24 protein-coding genes are annotated in these 22,581 nt (G+C 65.1%); 5 read left to right on the top strand and 19 right to left on the bottom strand.

The features are described 5' to 3' along the window. Positions 1–12 precede the first annotated feature (12 nt). Genes LZA78_RS06635 through pcaF form a run of 3 tightly spaced genes read left to right on the top strand, consistent with a single transcriptional unit; the run spans position 13 to position 2,619 of the window. A complete protein-coding gene (locus tag LZA78_RS06635; RefSeq protein WP_233676154.1) occupies positions 13–747 on the top strand; it encodes a 3-oxoacid CoA-transferase subunit A in 735 nt (244 codons plus the stop codon). Next, positions 744–1,415, top strand: coding sequence for a 3-oxoacid CoA-transferase subunit B (locus LZA78_RS06630; RefSeq protein ID WP_233676153.1), 672 nt, complete (start codon positions 744–746; stop codon positions 1,413–1,415). The genes LZA78_RS06635 and LZA78_RS06630 overlap by 4 nt, the downstream gene beginning before the upstream one ends. Before the next feature lies 1 nt (position 1,416). Beyond that, positions 1,417–2,619 carry a 3-oxoadipyl-CoA thiolase gene (gene pcaF, locus LZA78_RS06625; RefSeq protein WP_233676152.1) on the top strand — a complete coding sequence of 401 codons (1,203 nt, stop codon included), beginning with the start codon at positions 1,417–1,419 and terminating at the stop codon, positions 2,617–2,619. Between the two features lie 45 nt (positions 2,620–2,664). On the opposite strand, the gene LZA78_RS06620 is transcribed toward pcaF, so the two are convergent. The 10 genes from LZA78_RS06620 to mhpA all read right to left on the bottom strand — a co-directional run bounded on the left by LZA78_RS06620 (position 2,665) and on the right by mhpA (position 12,410). Continuing rightward, a complete protein-coding gene (locus LZA78_RS06620) occupies positions 2,665–3,573 on the bottom strand; it encodes a SphA family protein (RefSeq protein WP_233676151.1) in 909 nt (302 codons plus the stop codon). 159 nt (positions 3,574–3,732) lie between these two features. Next, the gene (locus tag LZA78_RS06615; protein ID WP_233676150.1) at positions 3,733–4,068 is read right to left on the bottom strand and encodes a hypothetical protein; all 336 of its coding nucleotides are present in this window, start codon (positions 4,066–4,068) and stop codon (positions 3,733–3,735) included. A 56-nt stretch (positions 4,069–4,124) separates the two neighbouring features. Further along, positions 4,125–4,964: a dioxygenase family protein gene (locus LZA78_RS06610; protein ID WP_233676149.1), complete on the bottom strand. Its 840-nt coding sequence runs from the start codon at positions 4,962–4,964 to the stop codon at positions 4,125–4,127. Position 4,965: 1 nt separating this feature from the next. Further along, entirely contained in the window at positions 4,966–6,033 is a 1,068-nt protein-coding gene (locus LZA78_RS06605; protein ID WP_233676148.1) for a branched-chain amino acid ABC transporter permease, read from the bottom strand. A gap of 9 nt (positions 6,034–6,042) precedes the next feature. Further along, positions 6,043–6,906: a branched-chain amino acid ABC transporter permease gene (locus LZA78_RS06600; protein WP_233676147.1), complete on the bottom strand. Its 864-nt coding sequence runs from the start codon at positions 6,904–6,906 to the stop codon at positions 6,043–6,045. Further along, positions 6,893–7,621 carry an ABC transporter ATP-binding protein gene (locus LZA78_RS06595; RefSeq protein WP_233676146.1) on the bottom strand — a complete coding sequence of 243 codons (729 nt, stop codon included), beginning with the start codon at positions 7,619–7,621 and terminating at the stop codon, positions 6,893–6,895. Before LZA78_RS06595 ends, LZA78_RS06600 begins: the two co-directional genes overlap by 14 nt. Then, on the bottom strand, positions 7,618–8,337 hold the full coding sequence (locus LZA78_RS06590; protein ID WP_233676145.1) for an ABC transporter ATP-binding protein: 720 nt from the start codon (positions 8,335–8,337) through the stop codon (positions 7,618–7,620). Before LZA78_RS06590 ends, LZA78_RS06595 begins: the two co-directional genes overlap by 4 nt. 42 nt (positions 8,338–8,379) lie before the next feature. Then, positions 8,380–9,645: an ABC transporter substrate-binding protein gene (locus tag LZA78_RS06585; protein WP_233676144.1), complete on the bottom strand. Its 1,266-nt coding sequence runs from the start codon at positions 9,643–9,645 to the stop codon at positions 8,380–8,382. A gap of 31 nt (positions 9,646–9,676) precedes the next feature. After that, positions 9,677–10,741: a maleylacetate reductase gene (locus tag LZA78_RS06580; protein WP_233676143.1), complete on the bottom strand. Its 1,065-nt coding sequence runs from the start codon at positions 10,739–10,741 to the stop codon at positions 9,677–9,679. Positions 10,742–10,748: 7 nt separating this feature from the next. Beyond that, positions 10,749–12,410: a bifunctional 3-(3-hydroxy-phenyl)propionate/3-hydroxycinnamic acid hydroxylase MhpA gene (gene mhpA, locus LZA78_RS06575; RefSeq protein WP_233676142.1), complete on the bottom strand. Its 1,662-nt coding sequence runs from the start codon at positions 12,408–12,410 to the stop codon at positions 10,749–10,751. A 363-nt stretch (positions 12,411–12,773) separates the two neighbouring features. On the opposite strand from mhpA, the gene LZA78_RS06570 reads away from it, so the two are divergent. Continuing rightward, the gene (locus LZA78_RS06570) at positions 12,774–13,421 is read left to right on the top strand and encodes a TetR/AcrR family transcriptional regulator (protein ID WP_233676141.1); all 648 of its coding nucleotides are present in this window, start codon (positions 12,774–12,776) and stop codon (positions 13,419–13,421) included. 258 nt (positions 13,422–13,679) lie between these two features. On the opposite strand, the gene LZA78_RS06565 is transcribed toward LZA78_RS06570, so the two are convergent. The 8 genes from LZA78_RS06565 to LZA78_RS06530 all read right to left on the bottom strand — a co-directional run bounded on the left by LZA78_RS06565 (position 13,680) and on the right by LZA78_RS06530 (position 20,766). Further along, positions 13,680–14,891 carry a 3-hydroxybenzoate 6-monooxygenase gene (locus LZA78_RS06565; protein ID WP_233676140.1) on the bottom strand — a complete coding sequence of 404 codons (1,212 nt, stop codon included), beginning with the start codon at positions 14,889–14,891 and terminating at the stop codon, positions 13,680–13,682. Positions 14,892–14,962: 71 nt separating this feature from the next. Further along, entirely contained in the window at positions 14,963–16,225 is a 1,263-nt protein-coding gene (locus LZA78_RS06560; protein WP_233676139.1) for a TRAP transporter large permease, read from the bottom strand. Beyond that, the gene (locus tag LZA78_RS06555; RefSeq protein WP_233676138.1) at positions 16,222–16,716 is read right to left on the bottom strand and encodes a TRAP transporter small permease; all 495 of its coding nucleotides are present in this window, start codon (positions 16,714–16,716) and stop codon (positions 16,222–16,224) included. The genes LZA78_RS06560 and LZA78_RS06555 overlap by 4 nt, the downstream gene beginning before the upstream one ends. Further along, positions 16,713–17,699, bottom strand: a complete 987-nt coding sequence (locus LZA78_RS06550) for a TRAP transporter substrate-binding protein (RefSeq protein WP_233676137.1) — start codon at positions 17,697–17,699, stop codon at positions 16,713–16,715. The genes LZA78_RS06555 and LZA78_RS06550 overlap by 4 nt, the downstream gene beginning before the upstream one ends. A 52-nt stretch (positions 17,700–17,751) precedes the next feature. Then, positions 17,752–18,399, bottom strand: a complete 648-nt coding sequence (maiA, locus tag LZA78_RS06545) for a maleylacetoacetate isomerase (protein WP_233676136.1) — start codon at positions 18,397–18,399, stop codon at positions 17,752–17,754. After that, positions 18,396–19,097 carry a fumarylacetoacetate hydrolase family protein gene (locus LZA78_RS06540; protein ID WP_233676135.1) on the bottom strand — a complete coding sequence of 234 codons (702 nt, stop codon included), beginning with the start codon at positions 19,095–19,097 and terminating at the stop codon, positions 18,396–18,398. The genes maiA and LZA78_RS06540 overlap by 4 nt, the downstream gene beginning before the upstream one ends. Positions 19,098–19,117: 20 nt before the next feature. Further along, a complete protein-coding gene (locus LZA78_RS06535) occupies positions 19,118–19,690 on the bottom strand; it encodes a maleylpyruvate isomerase N-terminal domain-containing protein (RefSeq protein WP_233676134.1) in 573 nt (190 codons plus the stop codon). Beyond that, complete coding sequence (locus LZA78_RS06530; protein WP_233676133.1) at positions 19,687–20,766, bottom strand: cupin domain-containing protein; 1,080 nt, start codon at positions 20,764–20,766, stop codon at positions 19,687–19,689. Before LZA78_RS06530 ends, LZA78_RS06535 begins: the two co-directional genes overlap by 4 nt. Positions 20,767–20,921: 155 nt before the next feature. On the opposite strand from LZA78_RS06530, the gene LZA78_RS06525 reads away from it, so the two are divergent. After that, positions 20,922–21,413 (top strand): MarR family winged helix-turn-helix transcriptional regulator, encoded by a 492-nt coding sequence (locus LZA78_RS06525; protein ID WP_233676132.1) that lies wholly within the window; start codon positions 20,922–20,924, stop codon positions 21,411–21,413. Between the two features lie 459 nt (positions 21,414–21,872). Here LZA78_RS06525 and LZA78_RS06520 read toward each other — a convergent pair whose 3' ends face one another. After that, complete coding sequence (locus LZA78_RS06520; protein WP_233676131.1) at positions 21,873–22,205, bottom strand: TRAP transporter large permease subunit; 333 nt, start codon at positions 22,203–22,205, stop codon at positions 21,873–21,875. Between the last annotated feature and the right edge of the window lie 376 nt (positions 22,206–22,581).

Below are 22,581 nucleotides of genomic sequence, written 5' to 3'. Positions count from 1 at the left end.
CCGGAGGAGACAATGGACAAACGTATCGCGTCACTGGCCGAGGCCGTGGCGGACATCCCCGATGGCGCCACGGTGATGATCGGCGGTTTCGGCGGCTCGGGCGCGCCGATCGAGTTGATCCACGCGCTGATCGACCGCTTCCTTGCCACCGGCAGCCCGAAGAACCTGACGGTGATCAACAACAACGCTGGCAATGGCCATGTCGGCATCGCCGCGCTGATCGAACAGGGCATGGTCGCCAAGATGATCTGCTCGTTCCCGCGCTCGGCCGATCCGCGCGTCTTCACCGAGCTGTATCTGGCGGGCAAGATCGAGCTGGAGCTGGTGCCGCAGGGCACGCTGGCCGAACGCATCCGCGCGGGCGGCGCCGGCATTCCGGCCTTCTACACGCCCACAAGCTACGGCACCGATCTGGCCAAGGGCAAACCGGTCGCCGAATTCGAGGGCCGCGCCTATGTGCAGGAGCGCTGGCTCAAGGCCGATTTCGCGCTGATCAAGGCCGAGTTGGGCGATCACTACGGCAACCTGACCTACCGGATGGCCGCGCGGAACTTCAACCCGCTGATGGCCAGCGCCGCCGCGCGCACCATCGTGCAGGTCTCGCGCGCCGTCGAACCCGGCGGAATCGACCCCGAACAGGTCATCACCCCCGGCATCTTCGTGCAGGGCATCGTCGAGGTACCAAACCCGCAGCAGGAAGAAGTGCTCAACCGCGCCAACGCCTATTACCCGGAGGTCTCGGCATGACGACCAAGCTTTCCAACGCCCAGATCGCCTGGCGCGCCGCGCAGGACATTGCGGACGGCGCCTATGTCAACCTCGGCATCGGCTTCCCCGAGATGGTGGCCAAGTTCCAGCCGCCCGGACGGCAGGCGGTGTTTCATACCGAAAACGGTGTCCTTGGCTTTGGCGAGGCCCCTGCCCCCGGCACAGAGGACTGGGACCTGATCAACGCCGGCAAGAAGGCGATCACGCTGAAGCCCGGCGCGGCCTTCTTCCACCATGCCGACAGCTTCGCGATGGTGCGCGGCGGGCATCTCGACGTCGCCATTCTTGGTGCCTACGAAGTGGCCGAGAACGGCGATCTGGCGAACTGGTCCACCGGCCCCAAGGGCGTGCCCGCCGTGGGTGGCGCGATGGATCTGGTGCATGGCGCGCGGCGCGTCGCGGTCATCACCGATCACGTCACCAAGGACGGCAAGCCCAAACTGCTTGAGCGTTGCACCCTGCCGCTGACCGGGGTGGGCTGTGTGACCCGCATCTATACCTCGCTCGCGGTGATCGACATCGACAACGGCCGCTTCGTGCTGCGCGAAAAGCTGCCCTCGCTGTCCTTCGACGAGTTGCAGGCCGTGACCGGCGCCAAGCTGCACCTCGACGGCCCGGTGGCCGACCTCATCGTTCCGGAGATCTGAGATGACCGAAGTCTATATCTGCGACTATATCCGCTCCCCCATCGGGCGCTTTGGCGGGTCGCTGTCGATGGTGCGCGCCGATGACCTCGGCGCGGTGCCGCTGCGCGCACTGATGGCGCGCAATGCGGGCGTCGATTGGGCCGCCGTCGATGACGTGATCATTGGCTGCGCCAACCAGGCGGGCGAGGATAACCGCAACGTCGCGCGCATGTCTCTGCTCCTCGCCGGGATGCCCGTCGAGGTGTCGGGCACCACGATCAACCGGCTCTGCGGTTCGGGGATGGATGCGATTATCGCGGGGGCACGGGCCATCAAGGCCGGAGAGGCTGATCTGATCGTCGCGGGCGGCGTCGAGAGCATGTCGCGCGCGCCCTTCGTCATGCCCAAGGCTGAAAGCGCCTTCTCGCGCTCGAACGAAGTGCATGACACCACCATCGGCTGGCGCTTCGTCAACCCGTTGATGAAGGCGCAATACGGTGTCGATTCAATGCCCGAAACCGCCGAGAACGTGGCCGAGGATTTCGCCATCTCGCGCGAGGATCAGGACGCCTTCGCGCTGCGCAGCCAGGCCAAGGCCGCCGCGGCGCAGGAAAACGGGCGTCTCGCCTCGGAAATCACCCCGGTCGAGATCCCCAGCCGCAAGGGCGATCCGAAGATCGTGGACCGCGACGAGCATCCACGCGCGACCACGATTGAGGCGCTGTCCAGTCTCAAGGCCTTCGTCAAGAAGGGTGGCACGATCACGGCAGGCAATGCGTCGGGCGTGAACGATGGTGCCGCGGCGCTGATCCTGGCCTCCGAGGCGGCGATCAAGCGCCATGGCCTGACCCCGATTGCCCGTGTGCTGGGTGGTGCGGCGGCAGGTGTCGCGCCGCGGATCATGGGCTTCGGCCCGGCGCCGGCCTCGAAGAAGCTGATGGCGCGGCTTGGTCTGACCCAGGCGGATTTCGACGTGATCGAGCTGAACGAGGCTTTCGCATCGCAGGGCCTTGCCACGCTGCGCGACCTTGGCATCGCCGATGACGACCCGCGCGTGAACCCGAACGGTGGTGCGATCGCGCTTGGCCACCCGCTTGGCATGTCCGGCGCCCGGATCACCGGCACGGCGGCGCTTGAACTGGTGAAGATCGGCGGCAAGCGCTCGCTCTCGACCATGTGCATTGGCGTGGGTCAGGGTATCTCCATCGCGCTTGAGCGCGTCTGATCCCCGAATATCGGATGGCGGCCCCGACACCTGGGCCGCCTTTCTTCATTTGCCAAGCGGCAGCGTGACGTTCACCCAGAGCCGATCGCCCGCGACCGTGTTCTTGTGCTCGATGTCCTTGGTGAAGTTGACGTTCAGCTCAGCCGCACCGATCCGGCGCGTAACACCGAGACCAAGGCCCAGTTGCTCGGCCTTGCCAGCCGTGCCGCCGCCAAAGGCGCTGCCGTTGTTGTCATCCTCGGTGATCTGCTTGCGCCAGTAACCGACGGGGCCGATGCTCCACCCCCCGACATCCTTCAGCGCGGTCATGTTCACCACCAGTTCGTCGCCCGACTTGTAGTCGTTGTCGTTGTTGCGCGTGTTGGTGAAATAGATCGCGTGGAGCGAGGCGTTCCAGCCATCGCGCAGGTAGCTGAAGCCCACGCTCGGCGCGACGGTCCAGAAATTGCCCTGCGTGTTGACCGCCTCCGAGGCGCTCCAGTTCCCGGTGGGCGCGAAGACGCTGACGCCGGTGCTGACGAAGATGCCCGGCTCGACCTGCCAGGAGACGTCCAGCGGGCGTACCTCGATCTGACCGAAGGACAGGCGATCCGCCTGCCCGCCGCCAAGCCCCGCCGACAGCGTCTGGTCGATGCTGAGCAGCGGAATAGTCGTCAGCGCCTTGTAGTCGCCGCCCCAGAGCTTGGTGCCCGGCACCCAGATGAACTGAAACGCGGTGTCGCGAACCGACAGGTCCACCCCAACCTCATCGCTGTTCTCGTCATATAGGCTGAACTCGGCAAAGCCGGTGCGGCTGCTCAGGTAAAGGCCGGGCGGCGGCGAGGCGCCCACCGGGACGCCCATCGTGCCGCCCACCGGCATCGAGGTCGGCACGCCGGGTTCGCGCGCCAGCGCAGGGCCAGCGAGCCCAAGCGCCAGCACCCCGGCGGCCGTCATTAGTTTCGCAGATTGCATGGTTTCCTCCCTTTTCATGCAGATCGAAGGATGCGGCGGCGCATGGGCGAGCCGACACCGTTGGTCGCGGCCGTTGGATGGCCGAGACCCTCTGCGCCCGACGTCTGCCGGGCACATGGTTGCGACTGGCCCTGCTGGGCCTGCCGACGAATTTCGGATTTACTTCAGCGCGACGTAGGTCACGGGATCGAGCGTCGTGTAGCGCACCGCCACCCGCGCCCCGCCGCTTGCCGGAGCGATCCTCCCGCGAAGGGTCTCGCCCAAGGCGCGCAGTTTTTCGGGCGTGCGTTCGGGACGCGGCAGGATTGCCAGCTCGATATTCACCTGCGGCTGGTCCGCCAACCCGATCACCGGAACGATGGCCAGCTGGCAGGCCTCGACCGACACGGCCAATTCAACGCAGAGCAGTTCGCGCAGCGGCTGCAAACTCGCGCGCAGCGTCTCTGCATGTGCAGGCCAGACCGTGTCATCGACATAGAGTTTCACATTGGGCATTCGCGCAGCTCCTGTCAGGGGGCGGCGCCCGAAGGCTCCGGGCGCCGGAGGCCATATCAGACCGGGGTCAGGACGAAATCGAAGGGCGAGCGCCACATCTGCGGCCCTTCCACGGTGCGCTCGAAAGGCGCAACCAGCGTGGCCTTGACGCCGAAGACCGTGTCGCTCTCGATGTAATCGTCGTCGCCCACGAAGGTATGCGTCACCAGCTTCTGGAAGCCGGGCGCAGTGACCAGATAATGGACATGCGCCGGACGGTAGGGATGGCGCCCAAGCTGCCCCAGCATCTTGCCCACCGGGCCGTCATCGGGGATCGGGTAGCAGACGGGCTTGATGCCGACGAAGCTGTACTTGCCATCGGCCCCAGTGACGAAGATGCCGCGATTGTTCCACTTCGGCTGGATGCCGGGCTGCTGGACGTCATAGAAGCCCTCGGCATTGTCCGACCAGACATCAACGCGCGCGCCCTCGATCGGGTTGCCGTGCAGGTCGATCACGCGACCCTCGAACAGACAACTATCGCCCTTGCCATCCAGGCAGATGGTATCGCCCATCTTGCGCTCGGGGGCGCCGGCGACGTGGAACGGGCCGAAGACGGTGTTCTCGGTCGCGCCCGGCGGGCGGCGGTTGTTGATCGCATCGACCAGCATCGAGAAGCCGAGCGTATCCGAGAGCAGGATGAACTCCTGCCGTTCGTCCGAGCAGATCTGGCCCGTCTTGGTCAGGAAGTCGATGCCCAGATCCCATTCGTCCTGGGTCAGGTGGATTTCCTTGGCGAAGGCATGCAGATGCTTGATCAGGCAGGCCATGACCTCGCGCAGGCGGGGGTTGATGTCCTCGCCCATCCGGGCGTTGACGGTCTCGACAGAGCTTTCTTCGGTGAAGTACTTGGTCATGTCAGGTCCTTTCGGGGACGGGTTGGCGCGTTTCGGAAAGGGGGGCGGGCGGCGCATGGCCGAGCGGCAGCAGATCAAAGCCCGTGCGATCGGTGATCAGGCCCCAGAGGCCGCGGCGGGCAAACAGCATCACCGCGATCCCCAGCAGCCCAAGAGCGATCAGATAGACCGTGCCATAATCAGCGAGCAGCCGCTCAAGCGCGTAGAAGACCAGCGCACCCAGGATCGGCCCCGGCAGCGTGCCGATACCGCCGATCACCACGATGAAGATCACGAAGGCGGTCCAGTCGATCACGGCAAACGCCGCTTGCGGGGTGACGCGGGTGATCTGGATGAAGATCAACGCCCCGGTCAGCCCAGTGCCAAAGGCGCAAAGCGTGAAGACCAGCGCCTTGAGCCGCGTGGGGTTGATGCCGACCGAGCGCGCAGCCTCAAGGTTGTCGCGCACGGCTTGCAGCCCCAGCCCCATCTTGGAGCGCAGGAAGACATAGCTGATCGTCAGCATCGCCAGTGCCAGCGCCAGTGCCAGCCAATAGGTCACCGCATCCGCGGCCGCCGCGCTTGAGACATCCAGCAGATCCTTGACGAAGGGCACGCCGAACATGTCCTTCGTCGTGCCCTTTGGCAGAGAGGTGCCGGTGCCGCCGCCAAGCGCCGTCCACTGGCTTGCGACCAGCCTCGCGATGTCGGCCACAGCCCAGGTGCCGATGGCGAAATAGGCGCCATTCAGGCGGAAGGCGAAGAAGGCCATCGGGATCGAGAACAGCATCGCGGCGACCCCGCCCACCAGCACCCCGACCAGCGGATCAAGCCCCCACAGGATGGTGCAGGCGAACATCACATAGGCGCCGATCCCGACGAATGCCTGCTGCCCGACCGAGACGAGCCCGGCGAAACCGGCCAGCATGTTCCAGTTCAACGCCAGTACCAGAAGCGTCAGCACCGAGAACAGATCCTGCACCAGCGCGCGCGAGCCGATCACCGGCACCGCGATCATGCCCAGGACCAGTACCACGGCAATCGCGATCCCCAGGCTGCGTGCGGACCCTTTCGAGAATGAAGAAGACATGTCCGCTCCTCAGTCGTTGGCGCGCGGGAAGAGGCCGCGCGGGCGCACGAGCAGCACGGCCACGAAGGCCAGATGCCCGGCAAGAATCTGCCATTCCGGGTTGATCGCCGCACCGAAAGCCTGCGCGACGCCGATCACGAGTCCTCCGGCGAGTGTACCCCAGAGGCTGCCAAGCCCGCCGATAATCACGGCCTCGAAGGCATAAAGCAGGCGCGCCGGACCGATGGTCGGGTCGAAGTTCGCGCGAGCGCCCAGGTAAAGCGCCGCCAGCGTCGCCACCATCAGCGCGATGCCGGTGGCGATCGCGAAGACCTTCTGCGGGTAGATCCCCATCAGCTGCACCGTCACCCGGTCATCCGAGGTCGCCCGGAAGGCGCGGCCAAGCGCGGTGCGGTAGAACAGCTGGTTGAGCGCGAAGATCACCGCGAAGGCCGAGCCGAGCGTGGCCAGCGGGATCAACCCCAGCGTGAAGGGGCCAAGCGTGACCGATTGCGCCTCGACCGCGCCCATGGCCAGCTTGCGGCTGTCGGCGCTGAAGAATTCCAGCAGCAGGTTTTGCGTGACCACCGAAAGGCCGAAGGTGACCAGCAGCGGCGGCAGGATATCCTCTCCCAGAACGCGGTTGAAGAGATGCGTCTGCAACAGCCAGCCGAAGACGAACATCACCGGCAGCGCCAGCGTCGCGGCGATAAACGGGTTCATCCCCGTGGCCGAGCAGATCCCGAGGATCACATAGGCGGCCAAAACGATCAGGTCGCCATGCGCAAGGTTCACCAGACGCATGATGCCGAAGACGAGGCTGAGCCCCGCGGCGAAAAGTGCATAGAGGCCGCCCAGAAGCACCCCCTGCACCAGCGTATCAAGCCAGATCATGGGACACTCCGAAATAGGCGTCGTGGATGGCCTCGCGGCTCAGGTCGGACGGGCGGCCCGACAGCGTGACGCGGCCCTCCATCATGCAATAGACGTAATCGGCGATCTTGAGCGCCTGCCCGATGTCCTGTTCGACCACCACGATGGCGGTGCCGCTTTCGCGGATGCGCGGAACGGCGGCGTAGATGTCGCGGATCACCACCGGCGCAAGGCCAAGGCTGATCTCGTCACAGAGCAGAACGCGCGGGTTTGACATCAGTGCGCGCCCGATCGCAACCATCTGCTGCTGCCCGCCCGAAAGCGCGGTGCCCGGGTTGCGGCGGCGCTCGCGCAGGATCGGGAAGAGGTCGTAGATGGTTTCGAGGTTCCAGCGCCCGTCACCCTTGCGCTCATGCGCGCCGATCAGCAGGTTTTCCTCGACTGAGAGCGAGGGGAAGAGCTTGCGCCCCTCGGGCACCATTGCAACGCCGTGGCGCAACACCTCGGGGGCGGCAAGGCGCTGGATCTCGGCGCCGTCCAGAAGGACACGCCCGGCACCCGCCCGCAGGATGCCCGCGATAGTGCGCATCAGCGTGGTCTTGCCTGCGCCATTCGCCCCGATGATGGCCACACAGCCGCCCGGATCGAGATGCAGATCGACGCCGAACAGCGCCTGGAAGTCGCCGTAATGGGCAGTCAGGGCCTCAACGGCCAGAAGCGGTTCACCTTCGCTCATACCTCGATCCCCAGATAGATTTCCTTGACCTCGGGCGAGGCCATCACCTCGTCCGGGGCGCCGATCATCAGCATCTTGCCGAAATTGAGCACCATCAGCCGCTCGACCACCGAGGTCAGCGCATGCAGGACATGCTCGATCCAGATGATCGCGATACCCTCGCCGTGGATGCCGCGGATCGTGGCGACCAGCTCGACGCATTCGCCATCGGTCAGCCCGCCCGCGATCTCATCAAGCAGGATGACGCGCGGGCGGGTGGCCATCGCGCGGGCCAGCTCAAGCCGCTTGCGGCTGAGCAGCGAGAGGCTGCCGGCAGGTTTTGCGGCGCTCTCGGCAAGACCCGTGCGGCGCAGGATGTCCATGCACAGGGCCGGGGCATCGTGCCCCGAGACCCCGCCGCCGAAGCGTGCCGCGACAAGCAGGTTTTCATAGACCGACAGATGCCCGAACGGCTGCGGGATCTGGAACGAGCGCCCAACGCCGCTGGCACAGCGCTGCATCGGGCTTTCGCCGGTCACGTCGCGCCCGCTCAGGGTGATGACGCCCTCATCGGGGCGCAGATTGCCCGCAATCAGGTTGAACAGGGTCGATTTGCCCGCGCCATTGGGACCGATGATGCCCAGGGCCTCACCCTCGGCCAGCTCGAAGCGGACGTCGTCGGTAACCTTGAGCGCGCCGAAACTTTTCGACACGTTTTGCAATGAGAGTATGGCCATGGTTGTGTCCATGGCACCCCGGCGAACCGGGGTGCCAATTCCTCAGGCCAGCAGCTCGAGCGTGCCGCCAAGCGGGATCTCGGGTGCGTTGCCATTCTCGACGATGACCAGATCGAAGCTGCCATCTTCCTTCCGGCGCCACTGACCGCCCACAAGCGGGGTCTTGGCGACGTTGCGGCGCGCGAACTCGGGGACGTTCTCCTTGCCCCAGCCGATGTTGCCGACGACCGTATCGAGCCTGGTCGCCGCAATCGCCTCGGCCAGCGCATCGCCATCGGTCGGGTCCTCGGCGCGCTTGAGCGCATCGGCCGCCACTTCGAACAGAGCATGGGTGAAGCCCACGGGCTGGGTCCACTGACGCTTGGCGGCCTCCTGGAACTTGCCCGCCAGATCCGCCGAACTGTCGCCGGTGAGCGAGGATTTGTAGGGGAACGCGGGCGACCAATACAGCTCGCAGCTCAGGTTGTGGCCCAGATCGCCGAGCGCCACGACGCTTTCGGGGAACAAGAGCGCCTTGGCGATCGAGACCACCTTGGGGTTGAAGCCTTGCTGCATGGCCTGGGTCCAGAAGGTGGTGAAGTCGGGCGGGATCGGGATACCCGTCATGATCTCGCACTCGGCGCGTTTGAAGGCGTTGATCTGGGCCGAGAAGTCGTCGGTCAGGTTCTGGTAGCGGCCCGCATCGGTCAGCTCGAACCCCGCAGCAGCGGCGGCGGGCGGCATCCCCACCTCCGAGGCCCAGGCGTTGCCGTCACCGTCGTTCGGCCACAGCGCGCCCACCTTGCGGTTGGTCTGCACGCTGTCCCACATCCGCAGGAAGGCGCCGATGTTATCCTCAAGCCCCCAGAAGAAGTGATAGACATAGTCGAAGGGCTGCCAGCTGCCCGGATCGCTGGGGTTGCCCTGCTGGCCGATGAACCACGGCTGCCACGGGGCGACGGACGAGATCACCGGGATCTCCTCGGCCTCTGCGATGGTGCAGACCGGGTTGGTGGTTTCTGGCGTCGAGGCCACGAGGATCAGGTTGACCTGATCGCGGGTGATCAGCTCGCGCGCCACTTCGGCGGCACGGTTCGGGTTAGACTGGCTGTCCTTGACGATGACCTCGACATCCAGGCCCTGCGCCTTGGCGACTTCGAGGAACTGCGCGACCATGAAGTTGTCGGCCTCGGAAAAGGCGCTCAGTGGGCCCGATTGCGGGCTGACATAGCCGATGCGGATCTTCGCATTCCCGCCCAGAGCGGGCAGCGCGAAGGAACTTGCGGCAAGTGCTGCGCCGCTCTTGAGTAGATTGCGTCTGGTGAACATGGCGTTTCTCCCTGTTGCCTGTTCGAGTGAGTTATTCGGGTCTGGCTCCCTCCCAGGCCCGCTGCAGGAGCGCGCGGATGCCGTCACGCTCGACGGGCCGCGGGTTCCAGTAGGGGTTCTTCACCGCGATATCGGCGGCGCGATCCAGGTCCGTCTCCAGCAGACCCAGATCGCGCAGCGCCTTGGGCGCACCGATGGATGAAGCAAAGTCGTAAAGCCCGGCGCCGATCGCGCCACCGAACAGCGCCGCTGCCGGGGCAAGCGCATCGGCCGCGGCCGCGGCGTTGAAAGCAGCCGTATGCGGCAGCATGATCGCGTGGGTCTCGGCATGGGGCAGATCGAAGCTGCCGCCGAGGACGTGGCAAAGCTTGTGGTGCAGCGACATGCCGACCGTGCCCAGAACCGTGCCGCAGAGCCAGGCACCATAAAGCGCCTCGCCCCGCGCCGCACGGTTGGACGGATCGCGCACGATCACCGGCAGCGCCGCGCGCAGGGCACGGATGCCCTCGGTGGCCTGAAGGCTCGAGACCGGGTTGCGGTCCTGCGCGTAAAGCCCCTCGACCGCGTGGGCCATGGCGTTGAGCCCGGAGGCCACGCTCATCGCCACCGGCAGGCCCAGCGTCAGCTCCGGGTCATAGATCACCGTTTTCGGCAGGACCTTGGGGTCGCGGAGCGTGGTCTTGAGACCCTTCTCGGTCTGGCCAAGGATCGGCGTCACCTCCGACCCGGCATAGGTCGTGGCCACGACGATCTGCGGCGCATCATTGCGCCACGCAATCGCCTTGCCTAGGCCGATTGTCGAGCCACCGCCATAGGTCAGCACACCGTCGGCGCCCGCCGCGGCATAGGCAGCCATGGCCTTCTCGGTGACCTCGACGGGCGTGTGCATCGCGGCTTCGGCAAAGACCCCGGCTGCCTGCGGACCAAGGGCTTCAGCCAGCGCCTCGGCATCATTTTTCTGGAAGGCCGTCGCCACGATCAGCACGCGCTTGCAGCCAAGGCGTTCGATCTCGGTGGCGGCCTGGGCCAGGCTCCCCGGGCCGAAGACAATCCGGCCCGGGTTGATTGAGAATTGAAACGGGGCGATGCCGGTCATGACCTGCTCACGCCACCGCCGCTTCGGCCTGCGCGGGCAGCGCCAGCGTTGCGATCACCGTATCGAAGCCACGGCGCAGCTCATCCGCCGAGGCGGCCGTTGCGGCAACGTAGAAGTCGGGGCGCAGCAGCACGTATTTCGCACCGATCCCGCCAAGCCATTTGGCATAGGTGCCCTCAGCATCGACAGCATCGCAATGCGTGCCTTTCTTGCCAAGACGCAAGGTCCGGCCTTCGATCCGGGCAAGCTGCGATAGCCGCTCGGCACCGAGCGCCTCGGCCGGATCGGCCTCCAGCCCCAGTACCATCCAGCCCGCACCGACCGCCTGATCGAAGCGGTCGCGCAGGCCGTTCGACTCGACCACACCCTGCACCGAAAGCTCGCCCGCATGGGCCGCCTCGGCCACCCAGGCGCCCGGCCCAAGCTGACAGATATCGGTTGGGACCGGCTTGTTGCCACGCGCTGCCAGGTCAGCCTTCATCGCCGCATCGCGCTCGGCGGCCTGCTCCGGGTCCGAGATACAGATGATCTTGCCCAGATCCTGGCTGAAGTTGATGTAGTGTTTGGCGTGTTCCTTGCGCTCGGTCGTGTAGCTGTCGAGCACCTCGACGCCGTATTTGCCCTCAAGGATCCCGTTTAGGCGCCAGCTCAGCGCGAAGGCGTCGCGCAGACCCGCACACATCCCCTCGCCGGCGAAGGGCGGCATCAGGTGGGCAGCGTCACCGGCGATGGCACAGCGGCCCTTGTTCCATTCCTTGGCCCAACGGGCCTGGAAACGATAGACGGCGGAGCGTTCAAGCTCGGCGTTCTCGGGGGTCAGACCCCAGGGCGCGAGCAGCTTCCAGGCATGCGCCTCGGTTTGCAGCACCGCCGGGTCTTCGTGCGGTAGCACCATGTATTCCCAGCGGCGACGCGCGGGGCCGCCCGGAACCGGACCCGGGCCACCCGGAACGATCGTCGTCGGACGCTTCGGGTCGCAGAGCTGCCACTGCGCGGGTTCGCCCGGGCGCGAGGCCACGTAGTCGAACTTGGGCAGCATATCGAGGATGAGCCAGTCGAAGAAATAGCCCTTGTCCTCGTTCTCGATGCCAAGCGCCTCACGCACGAAGCTGTTGGCGCCATCGGCCCCCACCACGAATTTCGCACGGATCGTCTGGGTCTCGGAGCTGGCCGGATCCTCGATCGGATTGCGCTTGATGGTCAGCGTCACGCCATTGGCGTCCTGCTCCATGCCGCTCGCCTCGAAGCCGCGGATCTGCGTCACGGTCGGGCACTTGTCGGCGATGCCGGTCAGGCGCAGTTCAAGCTCCGGCTGGTTGAACCAGTAGCGCACCCGCCACCCCGAGGCCGAGGTCGATTGCCAATCGACGATCTGGAGGTTCTCGCGGTTCGCGTCCTTCCAGTAATACAGTTCGTCGTGGTAGTTGATCGCGCTGTCGTTTTCGCTGTCGATCCCCAGCAGCGCGAGGATGCGCGCGATCTCGTGGTCATAGGTCACGGCGCGCGGGCGGCCATAGGCCTCGGTCCAGCGCTCGATCAGCGTCACCTTCTTGCCGCGCTTGCCCAGCATGATGGCAAGGAACGTGCCCACGGGGCCTCCGCCCACGATGGCCACATCGGTATCGTAAGGCGCCGCCGCCGAGGGCGCGCCAGCCATTTTGACTGTCATGTCGATCTCTCCCTGAACCGCCGAGCGGTCGTATCTCTCCCATCCGGACAAGCCATTCCCTGTGGCTATGGCCGGTATGTCTAAACGGTAAGGCACAACGTGAATAATCGTCAAGTTTGATCATTCGGCAATTACGAACCATATTCGCATCCGCAGAAGCCGCGTTATCTAGCTCAATTTACTAAGAAATGTCGCCCCGAACCCGGCGACGCAATTTGCAGCCGCAGCGAAGGTCTGCGGCCTAAGGGCGTCGTTCCTGGAGGCAATTCCGAATCGGCTTGCAATCAAAGATGAATGCATTCACTTCTGAATGCGGGCGCGAGGCACGTTTGCGCGCACCCTGTCCTGCCGGAGCCTGAACCGATGAACACAGCAGAACCGCCCGCCGAAGGCCGCGTTGCCCGCCGTCAACGGCTTGTACGCGAGGCCCTGATCCGCGCCGCCCGCGCGATCATGAGCGAGAAGGGCGTGGACGGCGCCACGATGCTTGAGATCGCCGAGCGTGCCGACGTGGGCGCCGGCACCGTCTACAACTACTTCAAGTCGAAGGATGAGCTGGCGGTTGCGGTGCTCGAGGAGATGATGTCCTCGCTTGCGGTGCGGATCGAGCGGGTCACCGATACGTTCGACGACCCCGCGCAGGTCTATGCCTACGGTATTCGGACCGTGCTTGAGGCGGCCACGCGCGACATCCGCTGGCGACAGCTGCTGAACCGCTCGGAGGTGCTTGCCGATGCGATGTATCGCCGGATGGGTCCCTATGCGATCCGCGACTTGCAGCAGGCGACCGCGGCCGGGCGGTTCCACGCCGACGATGCCGAGCTGATCTGGCGCATGGCCTGCCACGCGATCATTGGCGTAAGCCTTGCGATCACGCTTGGCGAAATGTCGGAAGAGGAAATCTCGAGTACGGTCGTGCGCCTGCTCTGCACCACCGGGATCGGGATCGACGCGGCGCGCGAACTTGCACATCGGCACCGGCCGGATCTTTCGCCTGAAGGCGACGACTGAACAACCCGCCGGTCATCGCGAGCGGCATCCCGCGCTGAGCAGACGACGCAACGGCGCAAAACAGGCCGCGGTCGGATCTGAACGGCACCCAATCGGAACCTCGGTCAGGCTCGCGTCCATGTCCGGATCAGGAAACCCGATGTGCCGGCGCGGCGCCCTTCGCTGCAACCTTCATGCTTACGCCCGGTAGGACGCGGCACTCATGCGATGCGGGTTGCGCGGCGAGGCGCCCGCATCGAGAGGCCGCTCCTATCCTGATTACCGCCTATGCGTCTCGGCCGAGACCGCGCCTTCCAGCCCGGTCGAGCCATAGAGCCAGTCGACGATATCATACCAGTTCTCGGGCGACTTGGCGCTCATCACTGCGTTACGCAGCTGCGCATGTGCGCCCGCCGGGTGATAGACATGCTGGCCGATCTCGCGCGATTGCAGCTGCACGCGGGCGGTGCGCAGGCGGCGCAGATCCTGGTATTGCGCCAGCGCCGCATCGTGATCCGCGTTCGTGTCGAGGCAATGGGCCAGCGCAACCGCGTCCTCCATCGCCATGCAGGCGCCCTGGGCGAAGTATTGCAGCATGGGGTGCGCGGCATCGCCCAACAGGGCCACGCGGCCATCGACCCAGTTGCTCACCGGGTCGCGATCACACAGCACCCAACGTTTCCAGTTCTGGCCGCGGTCGATGATCTGGCGCGCGACGGGGGCGACATGCTCGAAGCCCTTCTTGACCTCGTCATGGGTCACGCTGACGCCAGCCTCGGGGCTGGGGGCGTCGTTGTGATAGGTGACCACGAGGTTGAACAGCTTCCAGCCCTTGAGCGGGTAGTGAACGATGTGACACCTCGGCCCGGCCCAGAGCGTGGCGGCGTTCCAGCGCAGATCCTCGGGCATGTCCTCGGTCGGGATCACCGAGCGGTAGGTGGTATGACCCGAGACGCGCGGCATTCCGTCCCCGACGAGGCGCTTGCGGATGTTCGACCACAGGCCATCGGCGCCGATCAGGATGCGCCCGGTCACGCGCTCGCCCGAGGCAAGAAGCGCGGTGACCGAGGTGCCATCTTGCTCATAGTCAGCAACCTCGGAGTTCGTGCGCAGGTCGACCAGCGGATGCTCGCGGCAGGCGCGCAGGAAGACGCCATGCAGATCGCCGCGATGGATCACCGCATAGGGGTTCTTGAAACGGGCGCGGAAGGCCTCATCCAGCGGGATACGGGTGATCTCGGTCCCGGCGATCGCGTCCATCAGGCGCAGGTTGTCGACATAGACGGCCATCTCGCGGGCCTCGTCGCCGACGCCGAGATAGTCGAAGGCATGGAAGGCGTTCGGGCCAAGCTGGATGCCGGCGCCGATCTCGCCCAGTTCAGGGGCCTTTTCCAGCACCAGTGAGCGGATGCCCTTTTGCGCAAGGCCGATAGCGGTTGCGAGGCCGCCGATGCCGCCTCCGGCGATCAGGATGGGTAGTTCTTGGGTCATGACAATTCTCCTCCGTTGACCCGGGCGAGGGGCCGGGCCGTGTTTCAGTTTTCAGGAAAGCGGAAGGCGCCTCAGAACGGGCGCACCATCCAGGGCAGGAAGACCACCATCAGAATGACGACCAGGGTCGCCAGCACATAAGGGACGAGCAGCCGCGAGAGCCGCAGGATCGAGACATTCGAAAGGGCCGCCGCGATATAGAGGCCCGTTCCGACCGGCGGGGTCAGCAGGCCAAGGACCAGCGTAAGCCCCATGACGACGCCGAACTGGATCGGGTCGATGCCATAGTTCGAAACAGCGACGGGCAGCAGGATCGGCGTCAGGATGATCAGCGCCGCGATCCCGTCGAGGAACATGCCCACGAGGGACAGGAACGCAACGATCAGCAGCAGGAAGATCGTCGGGTTGTCGGTCAGCGAGACAATTAAATCCGCGACGTGCTGCGGGATCTGGTTGAACGTCAAAACCCAGCCGAAGATCTTGGCCGCGAGGATCAGGAACAGCACCACGGCCGAGTTGGTCACGGTGCGGTCGATGATCGCGGGCAGGCGGTTCAGCGGCAGTTCGCGGAAGATGACCGCGCCGAAGATCAGCGCAACAACGATGGCGGCGGCGGCGGACTCGGTGGGCGTGAAGATGCCAAACGAGATGCCCCCCACGATGACCGCCGGTATGGCCATGGTCGCAACGCCCGGCAATGTCGCACGCAGCTTCGAGCCGGTCGGCATCCCCGCGCCCGAAGCCGAGGGGTCGTGGTTCTTGCGCGCCTGCATCAACGCCAGCGCCAGGATGAACACGAAGAGCGTCACGCCAGGCACGATCCCCGCAGTGAACATGTCGGCGATCGAGACCTGCGCGATGACGCCGAAGATGATGAAGATCATCGAGGGCGGAATGATTGGCCCCAGAAGGCCCGCGGCGGCGGTCAGGCCCGCGGCATAGCCCCGGTTGTAGCCGTCCTTTTCCATCTCGGGGACGACGACGCGGCTCATCACCGCCATCTGCGCCGTGGCCGAGCCCATGATCGCGGCCAGCGCCAGGTTGGAGACAAGGTTCACGATGACAAGGTTATGCGGCACGCGCGTCAGCCAGACGCGCACCGCGATGATGATGCGCCGCGTCAGGCCGCTTTCGTTCATGATCTCGCCCAACAGGACGAACAGCGGGATCGCCAGCAGGTCGAAATTCTCGACCGAGCCGAAGGCGATTTGCGGGATGGCCGTCAGCAATTGCATCCGATCGGCCACGAACATGAAGACCAGCGTTGCGCCGATCAGCACGAAGGCGACCGGCATACCGCTCAGCATCAGCAGAAGGAAGGAAAGACCCGTCATTTGAGATGCTCCCACAAGACGCCGGTCGCGCGCGACAGATGCGCCAGCGCATGGACCAGGGCCGAGGCACAGAAGATCGGGAAGATGGTGAAGAACGGGGTTTTCGACCAGCCCGTGGTGATCACCTGCTCGAACGAAACCGCGGGCGAGCGGACCCAGGTCACACCGGCCTTCAGCAAGGAGCCAAGCATCAGGGCGACCAACGCCCAGACCACGATGTCCAGCACGCGCCGCGCCTGTGCGGGCAGTGCATCGGACAAAAGCGTGACCCCAATCTGGGCCTTGTCGTGGATCGAAATCGATACCGCGACCAGCGTCAGCCAGACCAGCAGGATCGCCGCCAGTTCCTCGGCAAAGACGATGGGCCGCCCGGCAAGGTAGCGCATCCCCACATTGGCCACGATCAGCCCGACAAAGCCGATCACCAGGAGTCTGCTGGCCCAGCGTTCAAGCCGGACCAGCCCCCCCGAAAGAACCGGGAAAAGGTTCACTTCGCCTGCCCCGCGACTTCGGCCTGGAACTGCGCGATCAGCGGATAAGCGGCAAAGCTGGCCTGAACCGCGTCATTGGCGGCCGTGAAAGCCTCTTTGCCGTTTTCGAGGGTCACGACATCCATCTGCGCCTCTAGGGTGGCAAGGTTGGCCTTCTCGGCTTCGATCTGCTGGGCCGAACCCCAGGCCAGCGCCTCGTTCACCACGGTGGTGAAGGCGGCCTGTTCTTCGGCCGACATGCCCGACCAGGCCATGTCCGACACGACCATGACAGCGGGGAAGGCCATGTGGTCGGTGATGGTCAGGCCCTTGGCCACCTCTCCGAACTTGAGGCCGACGAGCGCGTCGAGGTCAATGTCGATGCCGTCCAGAAGCCCGGTTTGCAGCGCCTGGTAGACCTCGGTCAGGTTGACCGGCGTCGGCACGGCGCCGACCGATTCCCACCAGGTCTTCATCGCCGGGAAGGGCACGATGCGGATCTTCTTGTTGGCGAGATCAGCGGCCGAGGTCGCGGGCGCATCCTTCATCAGGATGTGGCGCATACCGGCGAAGGTGTAGCCCAGACCGTGCAGGCCAGCGGCATCAAGCTCCTTGAGCATCTCGCCCGCCGCCGGCGTTTCCGAAGCCTTGATCGCGGCCGAGACATCCTCGAACAGGTAGGGCGTGAACCAACCCTGCATCGAGGGCGCGCGCAGCGAGGTGATGGCCGCGGTCATGAGACCCGCATCGAGCAGGCCCGTGGACATCTGCTGATACATTTCCTGCTCAGATCCAAGCTGGCCCGCCGGGAAGACAGCCACGCTCAGCTCACCCCCGGTGGCCTCGGGCAGCTTCTCGGCGATACGGTTGGCTACCTTGGTCCAGACATGGCTGGGCGGGGTGATGACGCCCATGCGCAGCTCGCGCGCCTCGGCGGCCATGGCGGCGGCCGTGGTCATCAGTGCCGCCAGAACCGCGCGGCTGGTGAAGTTTGCAATGGTCATGACTGATCCTCCCTGAGCATGACTATACAGAGTGTGAACTGGGTGCCCTCCCTCAGGCCTCCCAGTCCGGTTGATTCTTGGGATGCGCGTCGGCAAAGGCCGGCAGCGCCTCGCAGGCGGCGGCGATGGCGCGCAGGCGCGGCATCGCGGTCAGATCGGTGCCGAAGCGCGCGGCGGAAAAGACCTGCGGCACAAGGCAGATATCGGCCAGGCTCGGCGCCTCGCCAAAGCAGAAGGTCGAGGGCGCGCGTTCGGCCAGAAGCGCCTCGCAGGCTGCCAGGCCATCCGCGATCCAGCGGCCGCACCAGGCATCAAGCGCCGCCTGATCGGCGCCGAAAATTCCCTTGAGATAATCGAGCACCCGCAGGTTTTGCAGCGGATGGATGTCGCAGGCGATGACCTGCGAAAAGGCACGCACCTGTGCACGCAGATTGGCATCCTCGGGCAGCAGTTTCGGGCCAGGGTGGGTTTCGTCGAGCCACTCGATGATTGCCAGCGACTGGGTCAGACGGAACTCGCCCGCCTCCAGCGTCGGCACCAGTGCCTGCGGGTTCTTCGCACGATACTCCGGCGTCTTCTGCTGGCCACCGTCCCGGCGCAGATGCACCGAGACGAAATCGTAGCCGACCCCCTTCAGGTTGAAGGCGATCCGGCAGCGATAGGCCGAAGAGCTGCGGAAATATCCGTGAAAGCGGATCATTCGGCCGCCCCGACGTTCAGCGAGACCGGCGCGAGACCGTCGATACCCCCGGTGATCACGTCACCCGCCACGACCGCGCCGACGCCCGCCGGCGTGCCGGTCATGATCAGATCGCCCGGCACGAGGTGGTAGTAATGCGACAGGTGGCTGACGATTTCCTCGACCTTCCAGATCAGGTCCTCAAGCTTGGCGTCCTGACGGATCTCGCCGTTCACTTCCAGATGGATGCGCTGCGGGCCGATGGCGGCATAATCGGCGACCTTGGTGATCGGCGCGATGACGGCGGATTGCTCGACATCCTTGCCCAGATCCCAGGGGCGCTGCTTGGCGCGGGCCGCAAGTTGCAGATCACGGCGGGTCATGTCGAGGCCGCTCGCGTAGCCGTAGATCGCCTTGGCGGCGGCCTCCGTGTCGCCCTTGAAGATCGGTGCGCCGATGGCGATGACCAGTTCCATCTCGTAGTGGAAATTCGTGGTGCCCGGCGGGTAGGGCACAGTCGCGCCGCTCTGCTCGGTCATCAGGGCCGACTTGGTGAAGTAGAACGGCGCCTCGCGGTCCACCGCCACGCCCATCTCGGCGGCATGGGCGGCGTAGTTGCGGCCCACGCAGAAGATGCGATGCACCGGGTATTCGGCGGCTTCGCCTTTCACCGGCACGCTCGGCCATTCGGGGTTGGGGAACAGGGTGGCTTTGGTCATCGACGTTTCCTTGTTGAGTGTCAGTGCGCAGTCTGCGGGCGCAGTTGCACGGGCACGTCGCGCAGACGCGCCCCGTTATCGAGGTCGAGCGCGGCCTGCCAAAGCAGCCTTGTGCGCTCGGTCGCGGTGTCGCTCATGGCGCGGTCGGCGCCTTGCGCGTCGCTGGCCCGCGCAGACCAGCACGCACCCGGAAGATCGCGCCAGACGACATCCAGATGCACCGCCGAGTGGTCGGCAAGGTGGCGCAGGGCGCGCGGGGGCAGCGTCGCGCCCAGATCGATCGCCTCAAGACGCGCAGCCTCGCTTTCGTAGAACGGCGGGGCCGGAGAGCCCGCAGTCAGCGCCTCGGCCTGCGCGGCAATCGCGCGGGCCTGATAGGCGACATCGCAGATCACATGCGCCCGCGTCCAACCCGTCACGCGGGAAGGGCCGTAAAGCTCGACGTCGCTCAGCTCATTGAGCTTGCGCGCGAAATAGGCGGTCCCGCTGCGGGCAAGCGCCAGGGCCTGGGCCGGAGCCTCAGGCGCGTCGTAGCGCGCGCCAAGGCCCTGAAGCAGGCGCAGGGCTTCCCGCGCCTCGTCCAGCGTGCTCATTGCTCGCGGTCTTCGATCAGGGTGCGGTTGAAGTTCAGCCGCTCGATGATCGGCGCATCCGAGAAGCGGAACAGGTCGAACTGCGTCTCGGCCTGAAGCGACCACGGGATCCAGGAGGGGATGACGAAGATATCGCCCTTCTCGACCTTGTGGGTCACACCGCCCATCACAACCGCGCCCCGGCCCTCGAAGACCTGGAAGACGGTCGAGCCGACGTCGCGGCGCATCGGTGTTTCGCAGCCCGCGCGCAGGCGGTGGAACTCGGCCCGGATCGTCGGCATCACGTCGCCGCCGGTCGTCGGGTTGATATAGCGCACTGCGGCGTGGCCCTGTTCGACCGTCGCGGGGTGGCCCTCGTCCTCCAGCAGCAGTTGCTGGGTCAGGGCGGCATCGGTGCATTCCCAACGATAGGCGCCAATCGGCGAGGAGACGGTGTTTTGCAGCCCTGACAGAGGGCGCAGGCCCGGATGGCACCACAGCCGCTCGCCGCGCGAGTAGTTCGGCGTCGCGTAGTCGGTCACCCGATCCGAGCCGAATTCGAAGAAGCCCACGTCATTCTGGAACGAGAAGGGGATGTCGAGCCCGTCGATCCAGGCCATCGGCTTGTCGGTCTCGTTATGGTGGCCATGGAAGTTCCAACCCGGCGTCAGCAGGAAGTCGCCACGCGACATACGCACGGGGTCGCCGTTGACCACTGTCCAGACGCCTTCGCCCTCGACGACAAAGCGGAAGGCGTTTTGCGAGTGACGGTGTTCCGGCGCGGTTTCCTTAGGGCCGAGATACTGGATCGCGCACCACAGAGTGGGGGTGATATAGGCCTCGCCGCCAAGGCCGGGGTTGGCCAAACCGATCGCGCGGCGCTCGCCGCCGCGACCCACCGGCACCAGTTCGCCCGAGGTCTGGGCCAGCGGATGGAGGTCTGCCCATTTCCAGACATGCGCCTTGGCCAGCGGCCGCGGATGACGCGGCATCAGGTCGCCCAGCTGGGTCCAGAGCGGGTTGAGGTGCTGTGCCTTGAAGTCGGCATAAAGCTTCCGCAGCTCAGGCGTATCCTCGGGTTGCATCGCGTTTTCCATCGGCACTCCTCCCTAAAGCGACTCGAATTAATAGGTAGTATGCGTATTATTAGTATGCGTGTCAAATATGATGAGTGCACATATCATCTTTTTCAGGGGGGCGGCGGTGGATCAATCTCTTGCCCAAGAGACAAAGTTGGACTAGCGACCAAGACATGACCGTCATCTATGATCTTCCCGGGCACCTCATTCGCCGACTGCACCAGATCTCTGTTTCGGCATTCACGGCAGAGACGGCGGCAGCGGGTTTTGATCTGACGCCGGTGCAATTCGCTGCACTGAGCATGCTTGAAGAAAACCCCGGCATCGACCAGGCAACGCTTGCGGGATTGATCGCCTATGACCGGGTAACCATCGGCGGGGTCATCTCGCGCCTTGAAGCGCGCGGTCTGATCGAGCGCACGGTTTGCGAAAGCGACCGCCGCGCGAGGACGCTGAGGTTGACCGAGCGCGGCGCCTCGGTGCTGCGGACGATCTGGCCCGCAGTGCGCCGCACGCAGGAAGTCATCTTTGCTGATCTTAGCGACGATGAGCGCGCAACTCTGCTTTCCCTGATGCGCAAGATTGCGGATGCAAACAACGATCTGAGCCGTGCCCCCCTCAGGGCGGCAACCGGGCGCCCGGATCAGGACACCAGCGGAAGCTGAGCGCGTAGATATTTCACGCTGCGTGAACAACTGCGCGTTCAACATCGGGCCCTCATGATCGGTCGATCATTGCGCGACCATGGCGCGGCTGATGAGAGACCCATCCTTGGATCGCCCAAGGTCAGAGATTGCGCGCTTGAAGGCGACGACGGACCGATGCTCCGTCGAACCCGGCGGCTGAACCAGTACACACCCGTGTGAATCGGTGGGGCCAATGCCTCATCGCGAAGCACTCCGAGCGCCGGGTCACCAAGATCCACGCCCGCCTCGCAACTCGCCGGTTACATAGCCCTACGAAAGGCCTAAGGGTAAGTCGGCCCGCGGAAAGAGATAGTGCGTTTTGGATAGGATCGGCGCAATGGCGCCGCGTAGGCCGCGGCGGTGACTTTGCATCTTGATCGACGTTGAACAAAGTCTAGCCGGCCGGTCCGGAGCAGCGCCCTCCGGACCGGCCACGCATTACATCAGGTTTGGCAAGAACAGCGCGATTGAGGGGAGGGCCAGAAGCACGCCCCAACGGATGACGTCGATTAGAATGAAGGGCACAAGGCCGCGGTAGATGGTCGCCAGACCGATATCGCACTCGACCGAGTTGATGACAAAGGCGTTCATCCCGATAGGTGGTATGATCAGCCCCAGCTCGATCGCGACAACCACCAGCACGCCGAACCAGATCGGATCAAACCCGAGACCGGTCACGACCGGGAACAGGATCGGCACGGTCAGAACCACCATGGCCATCGAGTCAAGCACGCAGCCCAGGAGCAGGTAGAGCACCAGGATCAGCACCATGATCACGTAGCGGTTGACCGGCAGCGGACCCCTGGGGCTGCCAATCCAAGTCTCTCATGACTGCGTGTCAGGTCAGCGACGATACCGGCCCTGCCGCGCTGCCGAAGAGCCGTCCATAAGGGGACTGGCTGCGCTCCGAGGGGTTCTATCATGCTGATTGGTTCCGCGACGCGCTGAAAGAAAAGGGGGATACATCCCAGCATTCCGGACCGAGGGGTTCCGCGACAACCCCATCCAATACGACCAGTGCCGCCGGAGCCGGATCGAATTCATGTTCGGTAGGCAAAGGGATTTTCTTCACGTTAGGACGAGTGGCCGAAGATCGCCCTCTCCGCCGTCGCTCTGACCACGACTGTGATGGCCTGCTTATGTGTCC

It is taken from the genome of Rhodobacter flavimaris (assembly GCF_021378075.1).
GTDB lineage: Bacteria > Pseudomonadota > Alphaproteobacteria > Rhodobacterales > Rhodobacteraceae > Rhodobacter > Rhodobacter flavimaris.
This window is presented reverse-complemented; position numbering and strand designations above follow the sequence as displayed.